This window comes from Geodermatophilus obscurus, from assembly GCF_900143215.1.
Taxonomy (GTDB): domain Bacteria; phylum Actinomycetota; class Actinomycetes; order Mycobacteriales; family Geodermatophilaceae; genus Geodermatophilus; species Geodermatophilus obscurus_A.
The window spans coordinates 1-22,318 of record NZ_FRDM01000024.1 but is presented as its reverse complement, the minus strand read 5'-3'; the positions used below and the strand labels follow the sequence as shown (position 1 = coordinate 22,318).

The window sequence follows — 22,318 nt, the reverse complement described above, 5'->3', positions numbered from 1 at the left end:
GTCCCGCTGCTCGCACGCCCGCAGCGGGACCCCGCAGGGGCGCCGGCTCTGCTCCACACTGAACCGCCCCACGTCCCCCTACCCAGCCTCGCGCCCTCACCGCCGAGGGAAGGAGCTCCGTTGTTCGAGCAGGTCGTCGACCCCGTCGGTGGGTCACTCGCACTGAGCGCACTGGTGGCAGCGATCCCGCTGCTCACCCTGTTCGTGCTGCTGGGTGCGCTGAAGGTCAAGGCGTGGCTGGCCGGGCTCATCTCCCTGGCCGTCGCGATCGTCCTGGCCATCGTGGCGTTCCGGATGCCGGTCGGGCAGGCCGTCCTGTCGGCGACCGAGGGCGCCGCGTTCGGCTTCTTCCCGATCCTGTGGATCGTCATCAACGCGATCTGGGTCTACAACCTCACCGTCGCCACCGGGCACTTCGACGTGCTGCGGCGGTCGTTCGAGAAGGTCAGCCCCGACCAGCGGATCCAGGCGATCATCATCGCCTTCTGCTTCGGCGCCCTGCTCGAGGCGCTGGCCGGCTTCGGGACGCCGGTCGCCATCAGCGTGGTCATGCTGATGGCGCTGGGCTTCCAGCCGATGAAGGCCGCGGCGGTGGCGCTGATCGCCAACACCGCCCCCGTCGCTTTCGGCGCGCTGGCCACGCCGATCATCACGCTGGCCACGGTGACCTCCGGTGTCAGCGACGACGCCCGGCTCACGGTCGACACGCTCGGCGCCATGGCCGGCCGGCAGACGCCGATCCTGGCCGCGTTCGTGCCGCTGGTGCTGGTCTTCGTGGTCGACGGCAAGCGCGGGCTGCGCGACACCTGGCGCGAGGCGCTGGTCGGTGGTGTGGCGTTCGGCGTCGCCCAGTTCGTCTCCTCGAACTACATCTCGGTGCCGCTGACCGACATCATCGCCGCGCTCGTGGCCGCGGCCGCCGTGGTGGCCGTCGTCCGCATGCGCAAGGCCGCCTACGAGCCGGTCACCGCAGCCACGCTGGCCGGTGGGGGCGGCGGTGCCGGCACCGCGGCCAGCGGAGCCGGCGGCGGGCGCGAGCGGGGTGGCGTGGGCGCCACCGCCGGCGAGCAGCTCGGCGACGCCCCGGGCGACCAGGCCGCGCGGGACCCGCACGCTCCCGCGGTCGGCGCGGACGGGCCCGTGGTCGACGACAGCCGCAACGAGGTCATCAAGGCCTACGCCCCGTACCTGATCATCATCCTCATCTTCTCGCTGGCCAGCCTGGGCCCGGTGAAGGCCGCGCTGGCCGAGGCCCCGTGGACGACGTCGTTCGCCTGGCCGGGCCTGAACGTGTTCGCGTCCGGCTCGGACACCGAACTGGCCTCGACGACGTACTCGTTCAACTGGCTGCCCGCGGCCGGCACCCTGATGATCTTCGCGGGCATCCTCACCATGCTGGTGCTGCGGATCTCGCCGGGACGGGCGCTGAAGGCCTACGTCGACACCTACCGCGAGCTCAAGTGGGCCATCGTCACCGTCATGGCGGTGCTCGCGCTGGCCTACGTGCTCAACCAGTCCGGCATGACCAGCCACCTCGGCCGGCTGCTGGCCGAGACCGGCGCCTTCTTCGCCTTCCTCTCCCCCATCCTGGGCTGGATCGGCGTCGCGGTGACCGGTTCGGACACCTCCGCCAACGCGCTGTTCGGTGCGCTGCAGGTGCAGGCGGCGACCAACGCCGGCCTCGACCCGGTGCTGCTGGCCGCGGCCAACTCCTCCGGCGGCGTCATGGGCAAGATGGTCAGCCCGCAGAACCTGGCCATCGCGGCCGCGGCGGTCGGCATGGCCGGCCGGGAGGGCGAGCTGTTCCGGAAGGTGTTCGGCTGGAGCATGCTGCTCCTGCTGCTGATGTGCCTGATCGTGGTCCTGCAGGCCTCCCCGGTGCTCGGCTGGATGGTCCCCGACCCGGTGACCGGCGGCTGACCCGCTGACGACAGCGCCCCCGTGCCCAGCTGGGTACGGGGGCGCTGTCGTGTCGCGGGGCGGGCCGGCCCTGTTGGGGGCTCCGCCGGCCTCCTGCAGGGTCTCGCTGGCCCCGTCCGGAGGCTCGCCCCGGAGCTTGCGAGGGGTGAGAGGGACGGGGTCCTTCAACGAGGTGTGGGGGCAGGGGGTCCTTCTCCGAGGGGTGGGAGGACGGGGTTCTTCAGTGGCTGCTCTCCGCCTCGCGCGCTTCGCCCAGCCGGTTCAGCCGGGCCAGCAGCTCGCCGAGCGTGGCGACGTCCTCGGCCGGCCAGTCCGAGAGGTCGGCCTCCCAGCGGGCCCGGCGGGCGTCCCGGATGCGGGACAGCCGGGCCGCGCCCTCGGGGGACGTGCTGAGCACCTGGGCGCGCCCGTCGGCGGGGTCGGCCTCGCGGGAGACCAGGCCCAGGTTGACCAGCGAGGACACCTGGCGGCTCACCGTGCTCTTGTCCAGACCCAGCCAGGCCACCAGGTCGCTGGCGCGCAGCGGACCGGCGTCCTGCAGCAGCGCCAGCAACCCGTAGGCGGCACCGTCCAGGTCGGGGTGCAGCTCGCGGGCCAGACGGGCGGAGATGGCGCGGGAGCGGCGCAGCAGCAGGCCGATCTCCCGCTCCACCTGGACGTAGGCCTCGTGGGGGTCGACCGCGGTCACGACACCGCCTCCCCGGCGCTCGTCGGTGCCGGCCCGCGACGAGCTCTGCTCCCGGAGTGACCTGGCACGCTCGGTCACCTCTCGGTCCGGGGCCGCCACACGACCAGCGCCGAGGTGGAGGGTCGCAGCGGCACCAGGTCACGCCCGTAGCCCGCCCGGATGGCCGACTCGGCCGCGATGGCCCGGCTCTGCGCGATCTCCACCTCGGTGAGCAGCTCCTGCACCCGCTGCTGCAGCGCCTCGACCTGCGATTCCAGGTCGATGATCCGCTTGATGCCGGCCAGGTTGACGCCGTCCTCCTGGGAGAGCCGCTGCACCTCGCGCAGCAGTGCGACGTCGCGCGGGCTGTACCGCCGGCCACCACCTCGGGTCCGGCCCGGGCTGACCAGGCCCAGGCGGTCGTACTGGCGCAGCGTCTGGGCGTGCATGCCGGCCAGCTCGGCGGCGACCGAGATGACGAACACCGGCGCGTCCTCGGCGACGGCGCGCCCGGCCCCGGCCTGCTCGCGGCCGCCGTCGGCGGGGAGACTCACCGCGCACCCCCCTGCTGCTGCACCGCGGCGGTGATCCGCGGACGCGGGTCGCCGAGCTCGGCCTCGAGCACCTTGACGGCGTCCTCCGCGGCGGGCGTGAGCCGCTTGGGCACTGCCACCTCGACGGTCACCAGCAGGTCCCCGGGCCGGCCCTTGCCGGGGACGCCGCGCCCGCGCACCCGGAGCGTCTGCCCGCTCGCCGTCCCCGCGGGGACCTTGAGCGTGACGTTGCCGTCGAGCGTGGGCACGGTCAGCGTCGCCCCGAGGGTGGCCTCGGCGAAGGTGATCGGCACGGTCAGCGTCAGGTCGTTGCCCTTGCGGCCGAACAGCTCGTGCTCGGAGACGTGGACGACGACGAACAGGTCGCCGGCCGGGCCACCGCGCCGTCCGGGTGCCCCCTTGCCGGCCAGCCGGATGCGCTGACCGTCCTTGACGCCGGCCGGGATCCGCACGGTGATCGTGCGGGTCTGGTTGGTGACGCCGTTCCCGGCGCAGGTCGGGCAGGGGTCGTCGACGACCTGGCCGGTGCCGCGGCAGTTGCGGCACGGCTCGGAGAAGGCGAACGCCCCCTGGCTGCGGCTGGTCACGCCGGCGCCCTGGCACACCGGGCAGGTGTGCGGGCTGGTGCCCGGCCGGGCGCCGGAGCCCGAGCAGGTCGGGCAGGTGCCGGGGCTCTGCATCCGCAGGGGCACCGTCACGCCGAGGATGGCCTCCTCGAAGGAGAGCGTCGCCTCGGTCTCGACGTCCTGGCCGCGGGCCGGGCCGGACGCCGCCTGGCTGCGCGCCCTGGCCGACCCGGCCCCGCCACCACCGCCGAACAGACCTCCGAACAGGTCGCCGAGCCCGCCGGCACCGCCGGTGCGGCTGCCGCCCGCGGCGCCGAAGAGGTCGCCGAGGTCGAACGGCTGGCCGCCGCCCGCCCCACCGGGGAACCCGCCGGGGAAGCCGGCCCGCGCGCCCGCCCCGCCGGACCCGAACAGGCGGCGGGCCTCGTCGTACTCGGCCCGCCGCTTCGGGTCGGAGAGGACGTCGTAGGCCTCGGAGACGTCCTTGAACCGGGCCTCGGCGTCCGCGTTGCCCGGGTTCTTGTCCGGGTGCAGGTCACGGGCCAGTTGCCGGTAGGCCTTCTTGATGGCCGCCGCGTCGGCGTCCTGGGCGACGCCCAGAGCGGCGTAGTAGTCCTTCTCGATGAAGTCCCGGGTGCTCATCGGGCGCCCCCTCTCCGGGTCAGTCGGACGCCGGGCCCTCGCCCGGCTGTGCGGGGACGGTCCCGTCGGTCGCGCCGTCGGCGGACGCGGCCGCCACCGGCTCCGGGTCGGTGACCGCGACCATCGCCGTCCGCAGCACCCGGTCGCCGCGGCGGAAGCCCTGCCGCAGCACCGTCGTCGCCGTCGGGACCTGGACGTCGGCCGAGGTGTCGTGCATGACCGCCTCGTGCAGCGCCGGGTCGAACGGGTCACCGGCCTTGCCGAACGCCTCGACCCCCAGGCCGTCGAGCAGCCCCAGGACGCGGTCGGCCACGACCTTGAAGGCGCCCGTCAGGTCGCCGTGGTCCCGGGCCCGCTCGATGTCGTCGACGATCGGGAACAGCTGGGTGGCGAACCGCTCGGCGGCCTGGTCCACCACGAGCTGGCGGTCCCGGTCGACCCGGCGGCGGTAGTTCGCGTACTCCGCGGTGACCCGCTGCAGGTCCTCGGTCCGCTCCGCCAGCTGGCGGACCACGTCACCACCGGCACTGTCGTCGTCCACCACCGCCGGCTGCCCGCCGTCGACGGTGGCCTCGTGCTCGCTCATCTGCTCCCCTGCTGGATCCGCGCCCGGGCGGGCGCCGGCCGGCTGCTCACCGGCCGGCACCCGCACGGTGCCGCTGGTCGGGTCGATGCGCCGCTTGTCGCGGATGACGACCCGCGGCTCCTCTTCCCTGCCCGTCATCGGCGGTCGTTGTCCTCGTCGACGATCTCGGCGTCGACCACGTCGTCGTCCGACGCGGTCGCACCGGTGGCACCACCGGCCGCACCGCCGGGCGTGCCGGCGTCACCGGCGGCGCCGGCACCCGCGGCCCCCGCCTCGGCCTGCTGGGCGTAGAGCGCCCCGCCGACCTCCTGGGAGACCCGGGCGACCTTCTCCTGGGCCGCCTTGATCGCCGCGATGTCCGAGCCGCCGAGCGCGGAGCGCAGCTCGGTGAGGGCCTCGCCGAGCTCCTCCTTCTTGTCGGCCGGGATCTTGTCACCGTTCTCGGCCAGGAACTTCTCGGTCTGGTACTGCAGCGACTCGGCGAGGTTGCGGGTCTCGGCCTCCTCGCGGCGGCGCTTGTCCTCCTCGGCGTGCGCCTCGGCGTCCTTCATCATCCGCTCGATGTCCTCCTTGGGGAGGGCCGAGCCGCCGGTGATGGTCATCGACTGCTCCTTGCCCGTGCCGAGGTCCTTGGCGGACACGTGCACGATGCCGTTCGCGTCGATGTCGAAGGCCACCTCGATCTGCGGGACGCCACGCGGCGCCGGCGGCAGACCGGTCAGCTCGAACATGCCGAGCTTCTTGTTGTACATGGCCATCTCGCGCTCGCCCTGGAAGACCTGGATCTGCACCGACGGCTGGTTGTCGTCGGCCGTCGTGAAGATCTCGGAGCGCTTGGTCGGGATCGTGGTGTTGCGCTCGATGAGCTTGGTCATGATCCCGCCCTTGGTCTCGATGCCCAGGGAGAGCGGGGTGACGTCGAGCAGCAGGACGTCCTTGACCTCACCGCGGAGGACGCCGGCCTGCAGGGCGGCGCCGATGGCGACGACCTCGTCGGGGTTGACGCCCTTGTTGGGCTCCTTGCCGCCGGTCAGCTCACGCACCAGGTCGGTGACGGCCGGCATGCGGGTCGAGCCACCGACGAGGACGACGTGGTCGATCTCGCCGACGGAGATGCCGGCATCGCGGATCGCCTGGTTGAACGGCGCCCGGGCGCGGTCGAGCAGGTCCTGGGTCAGCCGCTGGAACTCGGCACGGGTGATCGTGACGTCCAGGTGCAGCGGGCCCTCGGCGCCGGCGGTGATGTAGGGCAGGTTGACGTTGGTCGACTGCGCGCCGGACAGCTCGATCTTGGCCTTCTCGGCGGCCTCGCGGAGCCGCTGCATGGCCAGCTTGTCCTTCGACAGGTCGATGCCGGTCTGCGCGTTGAACGTCTGCACCAGGTGCTTGACGACCCGCTCGTCCCAGTCGTCACCACCGAGGTGGTTGTCACCGGCGGTGGCCTTCACCTCGATGACGCCCTCGCCGATCTCCAGCAGGGAGACGTCGAAGGTGCCACCACCGAGGTCGAAGACGAGGATCGTCTGCTCGGTCTCGCCCTTGTCCAGGCCGTAGGCCAGTGCGGCCGCGGTCGGCTCGTTGACGATGCGCAGGACGTTGAGGCCCGCGATCTCACCGGCCTCCTTGGTGGCCTGGCGCTGCGCGTCCTCGAAGTAGGCGGGGACGGTGATGACCGCGTCGGTCACCGGCTCGCCCAGGTAGGTCTCGGCGTCCCGCTTCAGCTTCTGCAGGACGCGGGCGCTGATCTCCTGCGGCGTGTAGCGCTTGCCGTCGATCTCCGGCGACCTCCAGTCGGTGCCCATCTCGCGCTTGACCGAGCGGATGGTGCGGTCGACGTTGGTGACCGCCTGGTTCTTGGCCGACTGACCGACGAGGACCTCGCCGTTCTTGGCGAACGCGACGACCGACGGGGTGGTGCGCGAGCCCTCGGAGTTCGCGATGACCGTCGGCTCGCCGCCCTCCAGGACGGTGACGACGGAGTTGGTGGTGCCGAGGTCGATACCGACCGCTCGAGTCATGGAGCTGGCCTCTCTTCCGTGTGTTCCGGGGTGGTACTGGTCCGGGTAGGAGCCGGGTGCCCGCCTTGCGCGGGGTCCACTCAACTTTCCTGCCCACCCTAACGGCAGCCCGCGGCGGAGTGTTCCCGGGTGCCGGAATCCCTCCCACCGTCGCCGGTCCGCGCTCGTGACCGATGATCAGCTCAGCTGATCGTCCCGCGTCCGAGCTCACCACTGGTGCTGAGCCAGGACCCGCGGTGGTGAACCCGGACGCCCTCGGGACGTCAGGCCGACCGCCAGGACGGCACGACGACGTCGCGGACGACGACGAAGCGGCGTGGCCCGGTCAGCGGCGTCGCCAGCAGTGCAGCGAGACGTCCGCCCGCCCGCTCCCACGCGGGCCCCAGGTCTGCCCGCACGACCCGCAGTACCCGGATGTCGAGATCGCGCAGGCGGTCCTCGCGGCGCTTCTCCTCCCACAGCACCCGCGCCGGCGACCGGCCGTCCCGAGGCGCCTCGTACTTGACCAGCCCGTCGAACTCCACCGCCACGGCCGCCTCCTCGTACCAGGCGTCCACCCGCGCGACGAAGCCCCGGGCGTCACGGATCTCCACCTGCAGCTCGGGCGCGGGCAGGCCGCTCGCCAGGATGCGCAGTCGTCCGAGCGTCTCGAGCGGGGACTCGGCGCGGGCGTCGGCCAGGTTCGCCGCTCGCGCTGCGTCGCCGATCCCGGCCCAGTGCCGCTGCGCCAGCACCGCGTCCGTGAGGTCCGCGTGCGACGACAGCCCGGCGTTGAGGGCGGCGTCCATCGCCACGACGGCGTCCTCCAGCGGCCAATATCGCGCACAGTCGACCAGCGTGCGGGCGGACGCAGTGATCTTGAAAGCGCCGAGCGCATGCACCTCGGACGGCAGCAGCGTGGCGCGGGCGACCTCGTAGCCCCGCCCGCGTCGCCACTGGACCTCATCGGTGAGGCGGACGACCTCCGGGCCGGACGACGGGACGACGATGCCGCTCAGCCGTGCGGCCGAGGCATGGCTGACCACGGGTCGCCCGCGGAGCCGGACCAGCACCGCCGCGCACTCCAGCCGGTGCCTGCCCACCGGGTCCGCCTCCACCGCCGCCAGACGGCCCGCTCGGCGTACACACCGCGCCGCAGCCGGACCCAGCGACCTCGGGAGACCTCTGACTGCACCTCCTCGGGGGTGTAGCCGGCTCGGATGGCGTCCTCGGAGGCGAAGGCGCCGAACTGGCGGTCGGCCACGACGCGCAGAGCTGGGTGCACGGAAGGACTGTGGATCGGCCGCGGCGGCCGCGGAACGGGCGCCGGACATCTGTGCACAGCGCACTCCTGACTCAGCTGCTCGGGTCCTGGCTCGGCACCAGAGGTGAGCCAGGACCCACGATGACCAGCTCAGCTGATCTTCGGAGGCAACCCCAGCGGGCGCGCGGACGCTGCGGCGAGCGGGTTACCGGCGAGTAGCCTGTGCGCCGGACGGCTATCGTCCGACGGGCGCGGGCGCAGGTGCCCACGCGCGGTCCGCTCGACGGCGGCGAGTCCACCCGCCGCCGTGGCGGGCGGGGGATCAACCGACGCCTCCGGGCGTCCGGGAGGGATTTCGATGGGCCCCTTGCAGGTCGTCCTGGGGACGATCAGCGTCATCTTCCTGATCGTGTCGGTGGTGTTCGCCTACCGGGCGGTCCGGGCCATGGTTCGCATCATCAGGACCGGGCAGCCGGACAGCACCCGCACCGGCCCGGTGGGTCCGCGACTGAAGACGCTGGTCGTGGAGTCGCTCGGGCACACCCGGATGCTCAAGTGGTCGTCGATCGGCGTCGCCCACTGGTTCGTGTTCCTGGGCTTCTACGGCCTGTTCCTCACCCTCGTCGAGGCCTTCGGCGAGGTCTGGAACCCGGCGTTCCACCTGCCGCTGATCGGCGAGTGGGGCCTGTGGAACCTGTTCGTCGACGTCATCGGCACCGGCACGGTGCTGGGCATCCTGTACCTGATCGTCCGGCGCCAGCTCGACCACCCGCGCCGCCAGGGTCGCCAGAGCCGCTTCGCCGGCTCCAACGAGGGCCGCGGCTACTTCGTCGAGGCGATCGTCCTCATCGTCGGCGTGTGCATCCTGAGCATCCGCGCGGCCAAGATCTCGGCGGGTCTGGTCGAGGCGCCCACCTGGTCGCACCCGGTCTCCAGCGCGCTGTCGAACCTGTTCCCGGCCAACCCCGACCTGGTCAGCGTCATCGCCTTCGTCAAGATCGTGGCATCGCTGGTCTGGCTGGTCGTGGTCTCCCGGCTGCTCAACATGGGCGTCGCGTGGCACCGGTTCAGCGCGTTCTTCAACATCTACTTCAAGCGCCACGACGACGGCAGCGTCGCCCTCGGCCCGCTGCAGCCGATGACCTCCGGCGGCAAGCCGATCGACTTCGAGGACCCCGACGAGGACGCCACCTTCGGCCGCGGCAAGATCGAGGACTTCACCTGGAAGGGGATGCTCGACTTCACCACCTGCACCGAGTGCGGGCGGTGCCAGAGCCAGTGCCCGGCGTGGAACACCGGCAAGCCCCTGTCGCCGAAGATGGTGGTCATGGACCTGCGGGACCACCTGTACGCCAAGGCCCCGTACCTGCTCGGCGAGAAGACGGCGAGCGAGACCGCGCCCGACTACGACGTCCTCAAGCCCAGCGACGAGCAGGTCTGGGCCTCGGGCTACGCCCGGATCGAGGGCACCAACGACGCGCAGGCCCACCGTCCGCTCGTCGGCACCCTCGAGGAGGGCGGGGTCATCGACCCCGACGTGCTGTGGAGCTGCACCAACTGCGGCGCCTGCGTCGAGCAGTGCCCGGTCGACATCGAGCACATCGACCACATCGAGGACATGCGCCGCTACCAGGTGCTCATCGAGTCCAACTTCCCCTCCGAGGCCGGCGTGATGCTGCGCAACCTGGAGAACCGCGGCAACCCCTGGGGCGTCAGCCCCAGTACGCGCGAGGACTGGATGAAGGACCTGGACTTCGAGGTCCGGCAGGCCGACGGCCCGCTGCCCCTCGACGTCGAGTACCTGTTCTGGGTCGGCTGCGCCGGGGCCATCGACGACCGGGCCAAGAAGGTCACCAAGGCCGTCGCGGAGCTGCTGCACACCGCCGGCGTCGAGTTCGCCGTCCTCGGCTCGGGCGAGACCTGCTCGGGCGACCCGGCCCGCCGCATGGGCAACGAGTTCGTCTTCCAGATGCTCGCCCAGGAGAACGTCGAGACGCTCAACGGCGTCTTCGAGGGCCGCGTGCCGGGCATGCGCAAGATCGTCACCACCTGCCCGCACTGCTTCAACTCGCTGGGCCGGGAGTACCCGCAGGTCGGCGGGGACTACGAGGTTGTCCACCACACCCAGCTGCTCAACCAGCTGGTGGCCGACGGCCGGCTGACCCCGGTCACGCCGGTCGACCGCAAGGTCACGTACCACGACCCGTGCTTCCTCGGCCGGCACAACAAGGTCTACACGCCGCCGCGGGAGATCCTCGAGTCCGTCCAGGGCCTCTCCACCCAGGAGATGCACCGCTGCAAGGACCGCGGCTTCTGCTGCGGCGCCGGCGGCGCCCGCATGTGGATGGAGGAGAAGATCGGCAAGCGGATCAACATGGAGCGCACCGAGGAGGCGCTCGACCTCGATCCGGACGTCATCTCCACCGCGTGCCCGTTCTGCATCACGATGCTCAGCGACGCGCTGACGACCAAGAAGCAGAACGGCGGGGCCGGCGAGCACGTCGAGGTGCTCGACGTCAGCCAGATCCTGCTGCGCTCGCTGGCCCCGGTCGGCACGCCGGGTACCGAGCACGGCGCGGACGTCGGGACGAAGGACGACGACGTCGCCGGCACCGGCTCGGCGGCGACGGAGCACGGCGCGCAGTAGGAGGACCCCTTCGCCCCCACCCCTCGCAGGCCCGCGGCGCGGCCCTGCGAGGGAGCCGTTCCAGTACGTCCCCAGGCTCGCGGCGGGCCCCTGCGAGAGGGCCCCAGGGGGGCGGGCCGAACCACCGCGACGGCGGCGCGCGTGTCCCCGGGCGGGGGCACGCGCCGCCGTCGTCGGACGGGGGAACGGCCCCCGCTGCCGGACGACCCGCACCGGGGCGGGACCATCACCGGGTGCCCCGCACCGCCGCCCCCGCCTCCTCCCGCCGGGGGCTGCTGCTCGTCGGGACGGCGATCGTCCTCACCGGGCTGAACCTGCGGACGGCGGTCCAGAGCGTCGGCCCGGTGCTGCAGGAGCTGCAGTCCGGGCTGGGCATCTCCAGCGGCCTGACCGGGCTGGTGACCAGCCTGCCGCTCATCTGCTTCGCCGTCATCGGGTTCGCCGGGCCGCCGCTGGCCGCGCGGTTCCGCGACGGGCACGTGCTGGCCGGCGCCCTGCTGGCGATGGCCGCGGGCCTGGTGGTGCGGGCGGTGGCCGGGCCGTTCTGGCTCTTCGTCGCCGGCACCGTGCTGGCGATGGCCGGCGGCGCGCTGGGCAACGTGCTGCTGCCCAGCCTGGTGAAGCGGTGGTTCCCGGCGCGCACCGGGCTGCTCGTGGGCGCCTACGGCACCGCCATGGCCGCGGGCGGGGCGGTCGCCTCGGTGTCGGCCGCGCCCATCGCGGCGGCCGCCGGGGACGCCGGCTGGCGCTGGGCCCTCGGGGTGTGGGCGCTCCCCGCGCTGCTGGCGGCGTTGCCGTGGCTCGCGGTGCGGCCGCGGCCGGGCGCCTCCCAGACGACGCGCGCCCCGATGCCGCTGCGCTCGCTGACGCGCAGCCCCACGGCGGTCGCCCTGGCCGCCTTCTTCGGGTTCCAGGCGATGCAGGCCTACCTCATCATCGGCTGGACGGCCCAGTACCTGCGCGACTCCGGGCTGGATGCCGGCACCGCCGGGTTGCTGCTCGGCGTCAACACCGTGGTGGTCGTGCCGCTCAACGCGATCGTCCCGCCCCTGGCGGTGCGTCCGCGCCTGCAGCGGCCGCTGTTGGTGGTCTTCAGCGCCTGCTACGTCGGCGGCTGGATCGGGTTGATGCTCGCCCCGCGGACCGTCCCGTGGCTGTGGATGAGCCTGCTCGCGGTCGGCATGAGCACCTTCGCCATGGTGCTCGCGCTCATCGGCCTGCGCGCTCGCACGCCGGAGGCCACGGCCGCGCTGTCCACCGTCGTCCAGGGGTGGGGGTACGTGCTCGCCGGCGGCGGGCCGCTGCTGGCCGGCGTCCTGCTGGGCGCGACCGGCAGCTACGCCGGCATGTTCGCCGTCGCCCTCACCGGCGTCGTGGCACTGACCGCCACCGGCTGGGTGGCCACCCGGGAGCGGTTCGTCGACGACGAGGTGGCCGCCCGCGCGGCCGGGGCGGTCAGGGAGCCGGACGCCGCGTCTCGGCCCGGGTGAAGTTCCGGAAGGACCGCGACGGCGTCGGGCCGCGCTGGTCCTGGTAGCGGGAGCCGTAGACCGCCGAGCCGTACGGGTGCTCGGCGGGGCTGGTCAGCCGGAACATGCACAGCTGGCCGATCTTCATGCCCGGCCACAGCGTGATCGGCAGGTTGGCCACGTTCGACAGCTCGAGGGTGATGTGCCCGGAGAAGCCCGGGTCGACGAAGCCCGCAGTGGAGTGGGTCAGCAGTCCGAGACGCCCCAGCGAGGAGTTGTGGGTGGGGACGTAGCTGTCCCCGATCAGGAACATGCCGCTCGGAGCCGACACCTGGATGCACCGCACCGGCACGGTCGGCACCTCCCTGACGGCGCGCACGCTGCGGTGCTCGTGACCCCGGCTGTCGGTCTTGAGTCGGGCCAGCTTGCGGGTCAACCGGAACACCGGCAGCCGCGGCGTGAACGTCACCTGAAAGGCCGGGCCGCAGTCGATGCCGTTCGGCATCGCCCGCTTCTTCCGGCGGGTCGGTCGCAGGCCGAGGCTCGCCGCCAGTTCGTGCACCGCCCGGGAGAGGTCCTCGCGCGTGTTGACGAACTCGCAGCGGCCCTGCTCGTCGACGTACCCGTCGGAGTCCATGAGGCCTTGCAGGAGCGCCAGCCGCTGCTGGACGTCGCCGGTCAGGTAGGCGGCGGGCACCTGCTTGTCCCCCAGCAGGCCGAGAGCACGGGGGTGGCTGCTCAACGAGCCGTTGCCGGCGAACCGCCCGCCCGCACCGTGCCGGTGTGCGTGGTCGTCGCCGCGGACGGCACCGCCGAGCCGGTACGCCGACGGGGCGGTCGCCGGCCACACGCGGTACCCCGCGGCCTCGAAGGAGGCGAGGACCTCCTCGTCACCACGGCCGACGGTGATCTCCCCCTCGGTGCTCGCACCATCGCCGAGCCAGTAACCGAGGACGTAGGGGTCGATGGGCAGATCCGCCGTCGGGTACTGCGCGGCTCCGGCCAGTGCGATGTGGTGACTGAGCTCCTGGCCGTAGCGCAGGGTGGCGGCGATCTCGTCCGTGGTCTTCGCCGACGACGTCCGGGGTCGGCCGGTGCGGCGCTCCTGCTTGCTGGTCGTCACCCACAGGTGAGCGGCGTCGGCTGTGAACAGGGAACCGTCACTGAGCTCGACCTCACGACACGGCCGGCCGACCATCACCTCCGTGGCGGCCACGATCCGGCACGGCATGCCGCTCTCGCCGAAGACCTCGTCGCCGACGGAGAGATCGCCCATCGTCTTCCAGCCGGTGGGGGTCGGCACCTGGGTCTCCAGGGCCAACGCCTTGCCTTCCAGCCGTGCTGCGAGGTCATCCGGGAGGCTCACGACCTCGAGCGTCGAGCCGAGCACGAACTCACCCGGGTGCAGCACGAACGGCTCCTCGCCGTCGGGCTCGACCAGCGTGGTCAGGTCGTCCTGCTGCTGCGCGGGGTCGATGTGGGTGTAGCGCGCGTTGTTGAAGACGCGGAAGAAGCGGTCCAGCCGGACGTCGATGCTCGAGGGCTGCACCAGGGCCTTGTCGTAGGGCTCGATGCCCAGGCGGCCCTCGGAGATCGCGGCCGTGATGTCGCGGTCGGACAGCAGCATGCGGCGGAGTCTAGGGACGCCTCCGCTCACCACTCCGGGCGAACCCGGCCGGCGAGCCCTCAACCCGGCGCACCCGGACGCCGATCCCCTCCCGCCGGCTCCCTTCTGGGCCGGCTCTGACCCGGGGCCGCGGTCCCGGTGGAGTGGAGGGTCCGTGTCCCAGTCCCGAGGAGCCCCGCTGCGTCGCGGCGCCCTGGCGGTCGTGCTCGTCTCCGCCTCGGTCGCCGGCTACGCCGGCGCCGCGGCCTACAGCGCTCTCGCCTCCCCCGCCGTGCCGCTGGTCTCCGACTTCGGCCCCGGCGACGGGCTGACCCGCTACGTGCTCACCGCCGACGAGGGTGTCGCGCCGGCCGACCTGGCCCAGGCGGTCGCCCTCGCCGACGGCGTCGTCAACGCCCAGCCGGTCGGGGCCGACCGCGCCCTGGTGGCGACCGAGGGTCTCGCGCCGCACGACCTGGAGGCGCTGCCCGGTGTCGCCGACGCCGAGTACTCACCGGCGGTGCCCGTGGCCGCCGGCACGGTCGCCGACCCCTACTGGCCGCAGTACGGCTGGAACCTGGAGAACACCGGCACCAACGCCTACAACCAGCCGGCGCGGGTCGACGCGGACGACGACGTCACCACCGGCTGGGAGGCCGGCACGGGCGAGGGCGTGGTCGTCGCCGTCGTCGACACCGGCTACGACTCCGACCACCCCGACCTGGCCGGCGCGCTGTGGACCAACCCGGCCGAGCCGTGCGGCCCCACCGACCGCGACGGCAACGGCATGGCCGGCGACTGCCACGGCTGGAACTTCACGACCAACAGCGCCGACGTCGACAACGGGGCGGGCGGCACCCACGGCGCGAGCGTCGCCGGTGCCGTCGGCGCCCGCGCCGGCAACGGCCTGGGCACCGCGGGCGTGGCCCCCGGCGTGACGATCATGCCGCTGGTCATCGGCAGCGGCGGGTCGGTCGACCTGACCCTGGGCGCCGAGGCGATCCGCTACGCGGCCGACCACGGCGCCGACGTCGTCAACGCCTCGTGGGGCGGCCCGGCCGGTGGCTGGGCGCTGGACAACCTGCGCTCGGCGGTCGCCTACGCCGCGAGCAAGGGCGTGGTGGTCGTCGTCGCGGCCGGCAACGACGCCCGCGACCGGGACGCCGCCCCGCTCTACCCGGCCAGCCTGACCGAGGCCAACGTCGTGACGGTCGGCTCCTCGACGGCGTCGGACACCCGCAGCGACTTCTCCGCGTGGGGCGCCCGCTCGGTCGACCTCCACGCTCCGGGCACGATCGTCTTCACCACCTGGAACGACGGCGGCTACCGGCTGATCAACGGGACGTCGATCGCCTCCCCGCAGGTCGCCGGCGCGGTGGCGCTCTACCGGCAGGCGATGCCGGCCGCGACGCCACAGCAGCTGCGCCAGGCCCTGCTCGAGGACGTGGACCCGGTCGCCGGCTTCGCGGGGACGTCGGTCACCGGTGGCCGGCTCTCGCTGAGCCGCCTGCCGGCCCGCGCCGGGGACACCGTCTCCTACACGTTCACCTCGATGTCGGCCCCCGCCGGGGTGGTCTCCCCCGGCGTCGCCGCGGCCGGCCCGGCCGTGGCCGGCGACTACGGCGTCACGCTGGGCCTGGGCATGGAGCACGAGGGCGAGGTCTGGGCCGTGTCCGGCGCGGCGCTCACCGTCGGCGGCACCACGCTGGCGACCGACGACACCGGGACGGCGCGCTTCCCGCTCGGCCGCGCGGCCGGCCCGGCCGATCTCGCCCTCGCCCCCTCCGTGGAGCTCGGCGACGGCCGCTACGTGCTCACCGTCCAGCTCGACCGCGACGGCACGGCCGTCGGGCGCACCTTCGCCGCCCCCCTGGTCGTCGGGACGACGGTGGCTCCCGCGCCGGGCGGGAGCGGGAACGCCCCGGGCAGCGGCCCGTCGGGTTCGCCCGGCCCCGGCTCATCCGGCTCCGGCTCGGGGAGCTCCGGCTCGGGTGGCTCGGGCTCGGGCGGCTCGGACCCGGGGAGCTCCGGGACCGGCGGGACGGACCGGTCCGCCTCCGGCGGCAGTGGCCCGGACGGCTCGGGGACCGGCGGCTCCGGATCGGGCGGTGCCGGGTCGGGGGACGGCGGCTCCGACGGCAGCGGCTCCGGCGGCAGCGGGGCCAGTGGCTCCGGCGGCAGCGGGTCCGGTGGGTCGGGTCCGGCCGGCCCGGGGTCGGGCGGCGCCGGCGGCGGCTCCGGCAGCCCGGACGCGCCGTCCGGCCGCACGACGCCCGTCGTCCCGGACGCGCCCTCGGGCACCCGGACGCCGACGTCCCCGGACACTCCCAGCGGGTCCGGGAGCCCGGGTGGCTCCGGCAGCCCGACCCCCGGCGGCCAGCACGTCTACCCGTCGGTCGGCCCGTTCGGGATCACCTCGCTGAGCCCGGCCCGGGTCGGCACGGCGGGCGGCACCCTGGTGACCATCACCGGCGCGGCCCTGCCGGCGAACCCGCGGGTCCGCATCGGGGACAGCGCGGCGGCGACCGTGGTCCGCTCGTCGCCGACCGAGGTCGTCGTCCGGGTGCCCGCCCGGGCCGCGGGCGTGTACGACGTGCACGTCTTCGCCCCGGACGGCCGGTACTCGGTGCTGACCGCGGCGCTGACCTACACCGCCTCCCCCGGCGGCACGGCACCCGGCAGCAGCACGCCGGGCGGCTCCGGTGGCGGGTCCGGCACGGGTGGCGGCGCGCCCGGCACCGGTGGCGGTGCCGGCAGCGGCACCGACGGCTCCGCGGGCGCCGGCGGCGGCTCCTCGTCCGACGTGCGCACCGGCGCCGGCGGACTGCGGCTCGTCCGGAGCGCGGTCTTCGCCGGATTGCGGACGGTCTGGTCGACCGACTGCTCGGTGTCCTGCCGCGGGATCCGCGTCTGACGCGCGGGCGTTCCCACCGGGCCACCGGCCGGACACCCGTCCGGCCGGTGGCCCGGTCGTTCCCCGCAGCGACGGGCCCGACTGGATCGCCCGGCCGTCCTGCCGATGACGGAGAGGACGACTGCGTCCAGACCCGTGGGAGGACCCTTGCCGGAGATCCAGGCGCGACCGGCGGCACGGGAGGTCGGCCGTGGCCCCCGCCCCACCGGGGAGGCGCGCACCTTCGCGCCCGACGAGCTGATCGTCTCCAAGACCGACCTCCGCGGCGTCATCACCTACGCCAACGACGTCTTCCTGCGGGTGAGCCGCTACGAGCTGGACGAGGTGATCGGCCGGCCGCACAACCTGATCCGGCACCCCGAGATGCCCCGCGCCGTCTTCGCGTTGCTGTGGCAGACCCTCTCGGAGGGCCGCGAGCTGTTCGCCTACATCAACAACCTGGCCTCCGACGGCGCGCACTACTGGGTGCTCGCCCACGTCACGCCGTCGTACGGACCCGACGGCGGGATCGTCGGCTACCACTCGAACCGGCGCCGCCCCTCCCCGGGCGCGATCCGCACGGTCGTCCCGCTCTACGAGCAGCTGCTGGCCGAGGAGCGGCGGCACCCGACGGCCAAGGCCGCCGTCACCGCCTCCTCCCGGCTGCTCGACGAGCTGGTCGCCGCGCAGGCGGAGTCCTACGAGGAGTTCGTCTGGTCGGTCATCAACCGTGAGGAGCGCTGACGTGGGCATCCGCAGGCGACCCGACGCCGGACGGCGCAGCGACGCCGATGAGCTGGCGGTGTACCGCGCGTTCGTCCGGCAGCTGACCGAGACCTGCCGGGCCGCGGCCCGCGGCGACATGGAGGCCCGCAGCCGCCCGGCGCCGGGCGTGGGGAGCGTGCCGGAGCTGCAGGCGCTCAACGACGGCGTCAACCGCGTGCTCGACGTCTCCGACGCGTTCGTGCGCGAGGCCTCGGCCGTGCTGACCTCGGCGGCGGGCGGCCGCTTCCACCGCTCGGTGCTGCTCGCCGGACTGGCCGGCGGCTACCGGAAGGGGGCTGCCGACATCAACGCCGCCCGCGACGCCATGCAGGCCACCGCGGGCCGGGTCACCGAGGCCACCAGCGCCCGACTGCGACTGGCCGACGAGTTCGAGACCGTCGTCCTCTCCACCTCCGAGCAGGTGGCCACCGCCTCGACGGAGATGAGCGCCTCGGCCTCGGGGCTGGCCAGCGCGGCGTCGGCCGCGAGCGCCCAGGCGGAGACCGCCCAGGAGACGATGACCGCGCTCACGCGGTCGGCTACCGAGATCCGCGACGTCATCGCGCTGATCGACTCCGTGGCCGCCCAGACGCGCCTGCTGGCCCTGAACGCGACCATCGAGGCGGCCCGGGCCGGCGAGGCCGGCAAGGGCTTCGCCGTCGTGGCCTCCGAGGTCAAGGACCTCGCCGACCAGACCGGCCGGGCGACCGAGCGGGTGACCGCCCAGGTCGAGCAGGTCCGGGCGGCCTGCGAGGAGGTCGCCGCCGTCATGACCCGGGTCGGGACGACGGTCACCGAGATGAACGGCGTCGTGGACGGGATCGCCGCCGCGGTCGACGGCTCGGCGTCGCTCGGGCCCGGCGGCCACGACGTCACCGGCCTGTCCCAGCTGGCCGAACGGCTGCGCTCGGAGGCGACCGGCTTCCTGGCGGCGATGCGCCGCTGACACCGGGGTACCGTTCGGGCCGCGTCGGGAGGGCCGGGGAGCAGCACGCGGAAGGGGGCCGCACGTGAGCGCAGGGCCCTCCCCGTCCCCCGCCCCGGGGGACGACGAGCTCTTCCGCGACGGCGGCGAGAACGGCCGGCTGATGGCCGCCTTCGACTGGGCCGCCACGCCGGTGGGGCCGGTCGGGGGCTGGCCGGCCAGCCTGCGGCACGCGGTGCGCACCGTGCTGGTGTCGCGGTTCCCGATGATCCTGGCCTGGGGGCCCGGCTACACCCAGTTCTACAACGACGCGTACGCGACGCTGATCGGCACCAAGCACCCCGGCGCCATCGGTGACGACCTCCGGGGAACCCTGGCCGAGGGCTGGGCGGCACTGCAGGAGCCGGTGGAGCACGCCATGGCCGCCCGCGAGGCCTCCTGGATCCCGCAGTTGCTGCTGCTCCTCGAGCGCGCCGGCTACCGCGAGGAGACCTACTTCACCGTCTCCCACGCCCCCGCCTACGGAGACGACGGCCGGGTCGCGGGCATGCACGCGGTCTGCACCGAGGTCACGCGGCAGGTGCTGGCCGAGCGCCGGCAGCGGCTCCTGCACGACGTCGCGACCTCGACCGGTGAGCTGGCCGACGAGACGGCCACGGTGACGGCGATGACCGCCGCGCTGGCCGGTCACCCCCTCGACGTGCCGTTCGCCGCCGTCTACCTCGACACCCCCGGCACCGGGCTGCGCCGCACCGCCACGGTCGGCTGCGACCCCGCGCTGCTCCCGGAGGTGGCCGCCACGCCCGGCGAGCTGCTGCCCCCGGCGGTGAGCGCCCTGGGCGTTCCCGGCGGGCCGTTCGGCGACCCGGTCACCGAGGCCGCCGTGCTGCCCCTGGGCGACCCGGACGGCGACGGCGTGGGGGCGCTGGTCGTCGGCCTGAACCCCAACCGAGCGCTGGACGGGGAGCACCGCTCCTTCCACGAGCTGCTGACCGGCCAGTTCACCGCCGCGGTCCGCAACGCGCGTGCCTACGCCGAGGAGCGCGCCCGGGCCGAGGCGCTGGTCGAGCTGGACCAGGCCAAGACGGCGTTCTTCGCCAACGTCAGCCACGAGCTGCGCACCCCGCTCACCCTGCTGCTCGGGCCGATCGCCGACACGCTCGCCGAGCACGGGCCGGCGCTGCCGGGGGGCGTCCGCGAGTCGCTCACCCTGGCGCTGCGCAACGGGCAGCGCCTGCAGCGGCTGGTCAACGACCTGCTGGAGTTCGTGAGCATCGAGGCCGGCCGGGCGTCGGCGGTGCGGGTGGAGACCGACGTGGCCGCCTACACCGCCGAGCTGGCCGGGGTGCTGCGGGCCGCAGCCGAGCGCGCCGGCCTGCGGCTCACCGTCGACTGCCCGCCGCTGGGCCGGCCGGCGTACGTCGACCCGCGGATGTGGGAGAAGGTCGTCCTCAACCTGGTCGCCAACGCGGTCAAGTACACCTTCGTCGGCGGCATCGACGTCGTCCTGCGGACCGACGGCGACGACCTGGTGCTGCAGGTGTCCGACACCGGGGTCGGGATCCCCGCCGCCGAGCTGCCACGCCTGTTCGAACGGTTCCACCGCGGCGTCGGAACCGCCGCGCGCAGCCGGGAGGGCAGCGGGCTGGGCCTGGCCCTCGTGCGCGAGCTGGTCGCCCTGCACGGCGGCGAGGTGGGGGCCACCAGCGAGCCCGGCGCCGGCAGCACCTTCACGGTCCGGCTCCCCCTCGGGGAACCCGACGCCCCGGCGGGCCCGCCGGCCGCCCCCTCGACCTCCTCGCGCGGCGGCGTGGTGACCCCGTGGGACGACGTCACGGACGGCGCGGCCCCGCGGACGCCGGCCAGCACCCCGGGCACCAGCGTCCTGGTCGTGGACGACAACGCCGACATGCGCGCCTACCTGACGCGGCTGCTGGCACCGATCTGGACCGTCCGGACGGCGACCAACGGCCAGGAGGCACTCGACGCGGTGCGGGCCGCGCGGCCCGACGTCGTCGTGACCGACGTGATGATGCCCGGGCTGGACGGCTTCGACCTGCTGCGCGCCCTGCGGGCCGATCCCGCCCTGCGCGACGTCCCGGTGGTCATGCTCACCGCCCGCGCCGGCCAGGAGGCCGCCGTGGAGGGGTTCGACGCCGGGGTGGACGACTACCTGGCCAAGCCGTTCGAGTCCGCCGAACTGATCGGACGGCTGCGCGCCGTCGTCGAGCGCGCCGCCGGGCGCGCGACCGGTGCCCGCCCCGCCGACCGCGGCGCGGAGCTCCCGGCCGGCGCGGCTGTCCCGTCCGGCGCGGCTGTCCCGTCCGGCGCGGCTGCGGCCGACGGGGGCGGACCGCCCTCGGTGCCGCCCCGCCCGCGCCCGCCGATGACCCCACCGGTGGCTGCACCTGCCGCCGGGGACCAGGCCGCGCGGCGGGGCTCCGGAGCCCCCGCGAAGGCCGCCCTCCGCCGGCACTGGCGCTTCCCGGCCACCACGTCGTCCGTTCCGGCGTTGCGCCGGCGGCTGCGGACCCTGTTCGCCGAGGCCCGCCTGGACGAGGACCTCGCCTACGACCTGGTCCTGGCGGCGTGCGAGGCGGCCACGAACGCCATCGAGCACGCCCAGGACCCCGCCGAGCCGGTGATCGACGTCGGGGTCGAGGTCGCCGGCGTCCGGGTGGAGGTCGCCGTCCGCGACCACGGCCGGTGGCGGGAGCGGGTGCCGAGCATGGACCGCGGCCGGGGCTCGATGCTGATGAGCGCGGTCGGGGACGTCACGGCGACGCCGAGCCCGGCCGGCACCACCGTCGTCATCCGCGCGGGCGGCCCCCCGCTCCCCTCCGACGGGGCGCTCCGGTAAGCTCGGGTCGCACTCCGCGGGTGTAGTTCAATGGCAGAACATCAGCTTCCCAAGCTGACAGTGCGAGTTCGATTCTCGTCACCCGCTCCGCGTAAAGCTGCAGGTCAGGGCTGCTGTTGGGTCCTCCGGAGGAGTACCGGAGGATCGTCTGAACGGCCCGTTCCAGCCCCCTGCGACCCTCTGTTTTCCGCCGCGTAGGTCATGGATAGGTCACGCCAAGAGGTCTCTATGCGCAGGTGAGGCCCTCATGCGGAGATGCGTGCCGCTCGCCGTGACCAACATCGGTCACGCGTTCCCGCCGGGCAGATCTTCACGGGGCGTCGCCGTTCCCCGGCCAGGTCGAGGCCGTAGCGTCGAGGCATGACGACCTTCCACGGTGACCCCGGTCGACAGCCGCGCGGCAGCGCCATGGAGTACCACGACCGTGCCCTCAAGGAGGTCGAGCGGGCGTTCGCCGGTCGGGCAGAGCAGGAGGTCGTCGCAGCCCTGTAGCAGGCGATCCGCAGCTCCGGCCTTGAGCCTGATTCGACCGGCGTTCGTGAGCGCGCTCGCGGCATCTCGGCCGCGAGCGAAGCAATCGGAGATCGTTGAAGGGGGAGGTTTTCAGGCTCTTCGCAGTTGAGGGTGTAGATCGGGCTGGCGCGTCGGTCCTGGGATAGACGTCGAGGCCTCCCGAGGATGGAAGTTCTCACACTGCCCATCCGGAAGACCTCGACGTGCCTGACGCTACCTTCGCTCGCCCCGACCTGACCACGTTCTGCCGCCTGGACGAGCTCGGCCTGGAGGTGCTCGGGCAGCGGCTCGAGCCCGATCGTGCGGTGCTGGCGTGCCGTGTCGTGGAACCCGACCAGTGGTGCCGGCGCTGCGGCTGCGAGGGCACACCGCGCGACACCGTCCTGCGACGGCTGGCGCACGAGCCGCTGGGCTGGCGCCCCACGACGCTGGAGGTACTCGTGC

At 73.9% G+C, this 22,318-nt stretch carries 16 protein-coding genes, 1 tRNA gene and 1 pseudogene; 10 read left to right on the top strand and 8 right to left on the bottom strand.

The genetic code is table 11. The annotated features are described in order from the left end of the window. The first annotated feature begins 120 nt into the window (after positions 1 to 120). Entirely contained in the window at positions 121 to 1,920 is a 1,800-nt protein-coding gene (locus BUB17_RS18165) for an L-lactate permease (RefSeq protein ID WP_072920095.1), read from the top strand. A gap of 220 nt (positions 1,921 to 2,140) precedes the next feature. Here BUB17_RS18165 and BUB17_RS18160 read toward each other — a convergent pair whose 3' ends face one another. The 7 genes from BUB17_RS18160 to BUB17_RS28445 all read right to left on the bottom strand — a co-directional run bounded on the left by BUB17_RS18160 (position 2,141) and on the right by BUB17_RS28445 (position 8,196). Beyond that, positions 2,141 to 2,608, bottom strand: a complete 468-nt coding sequence (locus BUB17_RS18160; protein ID WP_072920130.1) for a MarR family winged helix-turn-helix transcriptional regulator — start codon at positions 2,606 to 2,608, stop codon at positions 2,141 to 2,143. Positions 2,609 to 2,682: 74 nt separating this feature from the next. Next, complete coding sequence (locus BUB17_RS18155; RefSeq protein ID WP_072920094.1) at positions 2,683 to 3,141, bottom strand: heat shock protein transcriptional repressor HspR; 459 nt, start codon at positions 3,139 to 3,141, stop codon at positions 2,683 to 2,685. Then, on the bottom strand, positions 3,138 to 4,349 hold the full coding sequence (gene dnaJ, locus BUB17_RS18150) for a molecular chaperone DnaJ (RefSeq protein ID WP_072920093.1): 1,212 nt from the start codon (positions 4,347 to 4,349) through the stop codon (positions 3,138 to 3,140). The genes BUB17_RS18155 and dnaJ overlap by 4 nt, the downstream gene beginning before the upstream one ends. A gap of 19 nt (positions 4,350 to 4,368) precedes the next feature. Beyond that, entirely contained in the window at positions 4,369 to 5,073 is a 705-nt protein-coding gene (gene grpE, locus BUB17_RS18145; RefSeq protein WP_072920092.1) for a nucleotide exchange factor GrpE, read from the bottom strand. Beyond that, on the bottom strand, positions 5,070 to 6,953 hold the full coding sequence (gene dnaK / locus BUB17_RS18140) for a molecular chaperone DnaK (protein WP_072920091.1): 1,884 nt from the start codon (positions 6,951 to 6,953) through the stop codon (positions 5,070 to 5,072). The genes grpE and dnaK overlap by 4 nt, the downstream gene beginning before the upstream one ends. Positions 6,954 to 7,216: 263 nt before the next feature. After that, the gene (locus tag BUB17_RS18135) at positions 7,217 to 8,035 is read right to left on the bottom strand and encodes a hypothetical protein (RefSeq protein ID WP_244277352.1); all 819 of its coding nucleotides are present in this window, start codon (positions 8,033 to 8,035) and stop codon (positions 7,217 to 7,219) included. Next, positions 7,948 to 8,196 (bottom strand): type IV toxin-antitoxin system AbiEi family antitoxin domain-containing protein, encoded by a 249-nt coding sequence (locus BUB17_RS28445; RefSeq protein WP_348537049.1) that lies wholly within the window; start codon positions 8,194 to 8,196, stop codon positions 7,948 to 7,950. The genes BUB17_RS18135 and BUB17_RS28445 overlap by 88 nt, the downstream gene beginning before the upstream one ends. Positions 8,197 to 8,554: 358 nt before the next feature. Here BUB17_RS28445 and BUB17_RS18130 point away from each other — a divergent pair, with 358 nt between their 5' ends. Together BUB17_RS18130 and BUB17_RS18125 are read left to right on the top strand one after the other, a co-directional pair. Then, a complete protein-coding gene (locus tag BUB17_RS18130) occupies positions 8,555 to 10,843 on the top strand; it encodes a (Fe-S)-binding protein (protein ID WP_072920089.1) in 2,289 nt (762 codons plus the stop codon). A gap of 233 nt (positions 10,844 to 11,076) precedes the next feature. Next, positions 11,077 to 12,333 (top strand): MFS transporter, encoded by a 1,257-nt coding sequence (locus BUB17_RS18125; protein WP_072920088.1) that lies wholly within the window; start codon positions 11,077 to 11,079, stop codon positions 12,331 to 12,333. On the opposite strand, the gene dcd is transcribed toward BUB17_RS18125, so the two are convergent. Beyond that, the gene (gene dcd, locus BUB17_RS28590) at positions 12,299 to 13,939 is read right to left on the bottom strand and encodes a dCTP deaminase (RefSeq protein ID WP_072920087.1); all 1,641 of its coding nucleotides are present in this window, start codon (positions 13,937 to 13,939) and stop codon (positions 12,299 to 12,301) included. The genes BUB17_RS18125 and dcd overlap by 35 nt on opposite strands. 154 nt (positions 13,940 to 14,093) lie before the next feature. Between dcd and BUB17_RS28295 the strand changes: the two genes are divergently transcribed. From BUB17_RS28295 to BUB17_RS18090, 7 genes and pseudogenes are all read left to right on the top strand, one after another. After that, complete coding sequence (locus tag BUB17_RS28295; protein WP_175561407.1) at positions 14,094 to 16,832, top strand: S8 family serine peptidase; 2,739 nt, start codon at positions 14,094 to 14,096, stop codon at positions 16,830 to 16,832. Positions 16,833 to 16,979: 147 nt separating this feature from the next. Beyond that, positions 16,980 to 17,555, top strand: a complete 576-nt coding sequence (locus BUB17_RS18110; RefSeq protein WP_208983467.1) for a PAS domain-containing protein — start codon at positions 16,980 to 16,982, stop codon at positions 17,553 to 17,555. A 1-nt stretch (position 17,556) separates the two neighbouring features. Next, positions 17,557 to 18,522, top strand: a complete 966-nt coding sequence (locus tag BUB17_RS18105) for a methyl-accepting chemotaxis protein (RefSeq protein WP_244277350.1) — start codon at positions 17,557 to 17,559, stop codon at positions 18,520 to 18,522. 64 nt (positions 18,523 to 18,586) lie between these two features. Further along, positions 18,587 to 21,361: an ATP-binding protein gene (locus BUB17_RS18100; RefSeq protein WP_072920085.1), complete on the top strand. Its 2,775-nt coding sequence runs from the start codon at positions 18,587 to 18,589 to the stop codon at positions 21,359 to 21,361. Between the two features lie 16 nt (positions 21,362 to 21,377). Then, positions 21,378 to 21,448 (top strand) — tRNA-Gly (locus BUB17_RS18095). 273 nt (positions 21,449 to 21,721) lie between these two features. Then, positions 21,722 to 21,853 carry a hypothetical protein gene (locus BUB17_RS28290; RefSeq protein ID WP_280173889.1) on the top strand — a complete coding sequence of 44 codons (132 nt, stop codon included), beginning with the start codon at positions 21,722 to 21,724 and terminating at the stop codon, positions 21,851 to 21,853. Between the two features lie 224 nt (positions 21,854 to 22,077). Continuing rightward, positions 22,078 to 22,318 (top strand): annotated as a pseudogene (locus BUB17_RS18090) (ISL3 family transposase); the annotation flags it as partial.

Excerpts from the sequence above, each read along its gene's own strand:
- dcd (WP_072920087.1), bottom strand. The coding sequence starts at position 13,939 with ATGCTGCTGTCCGACCGCGACATCACGGCCGCGATCTCCGAGGGCCGC.
- BUB17_RS28290 (WP_280173889.1), top strand. The coding sequence starts at position 21,722 with ATGACGACCTTCCACGGTGACCCCGGTCGACAGCCGCGCGGCAGCGCC.
- dnaK (WP_072920091.1), bottom strand. The coding sequence starts at position 6,953 with ATGACTCGAGCGGTCGGTATCGACCTCGGCACCACCAACTCCGTCGTC.
- BUB17_RS18130 (WP_072920089.1), top strand. The coding sequence starts at position 8,555 with ATGGGCCCCTTGCAGGTCGTCCTGGGGACGATCAGCGTCATCTTCCTG.
- dnaJ (WP_072920093.1), bottom strand. The coding sequence starts at position 4,349 with ATGAGCACCCGGGACTTCATCGAGAAGGACTACTACGCCGCTCTGGGC.
- grpE (WP_072920092.1), bottom strand. The coding sequence starts at position 5,073 with ATGACGGGCAGGGAAGAGGAGCCGCGGGTCGTCATCCGCGACAAGCGG.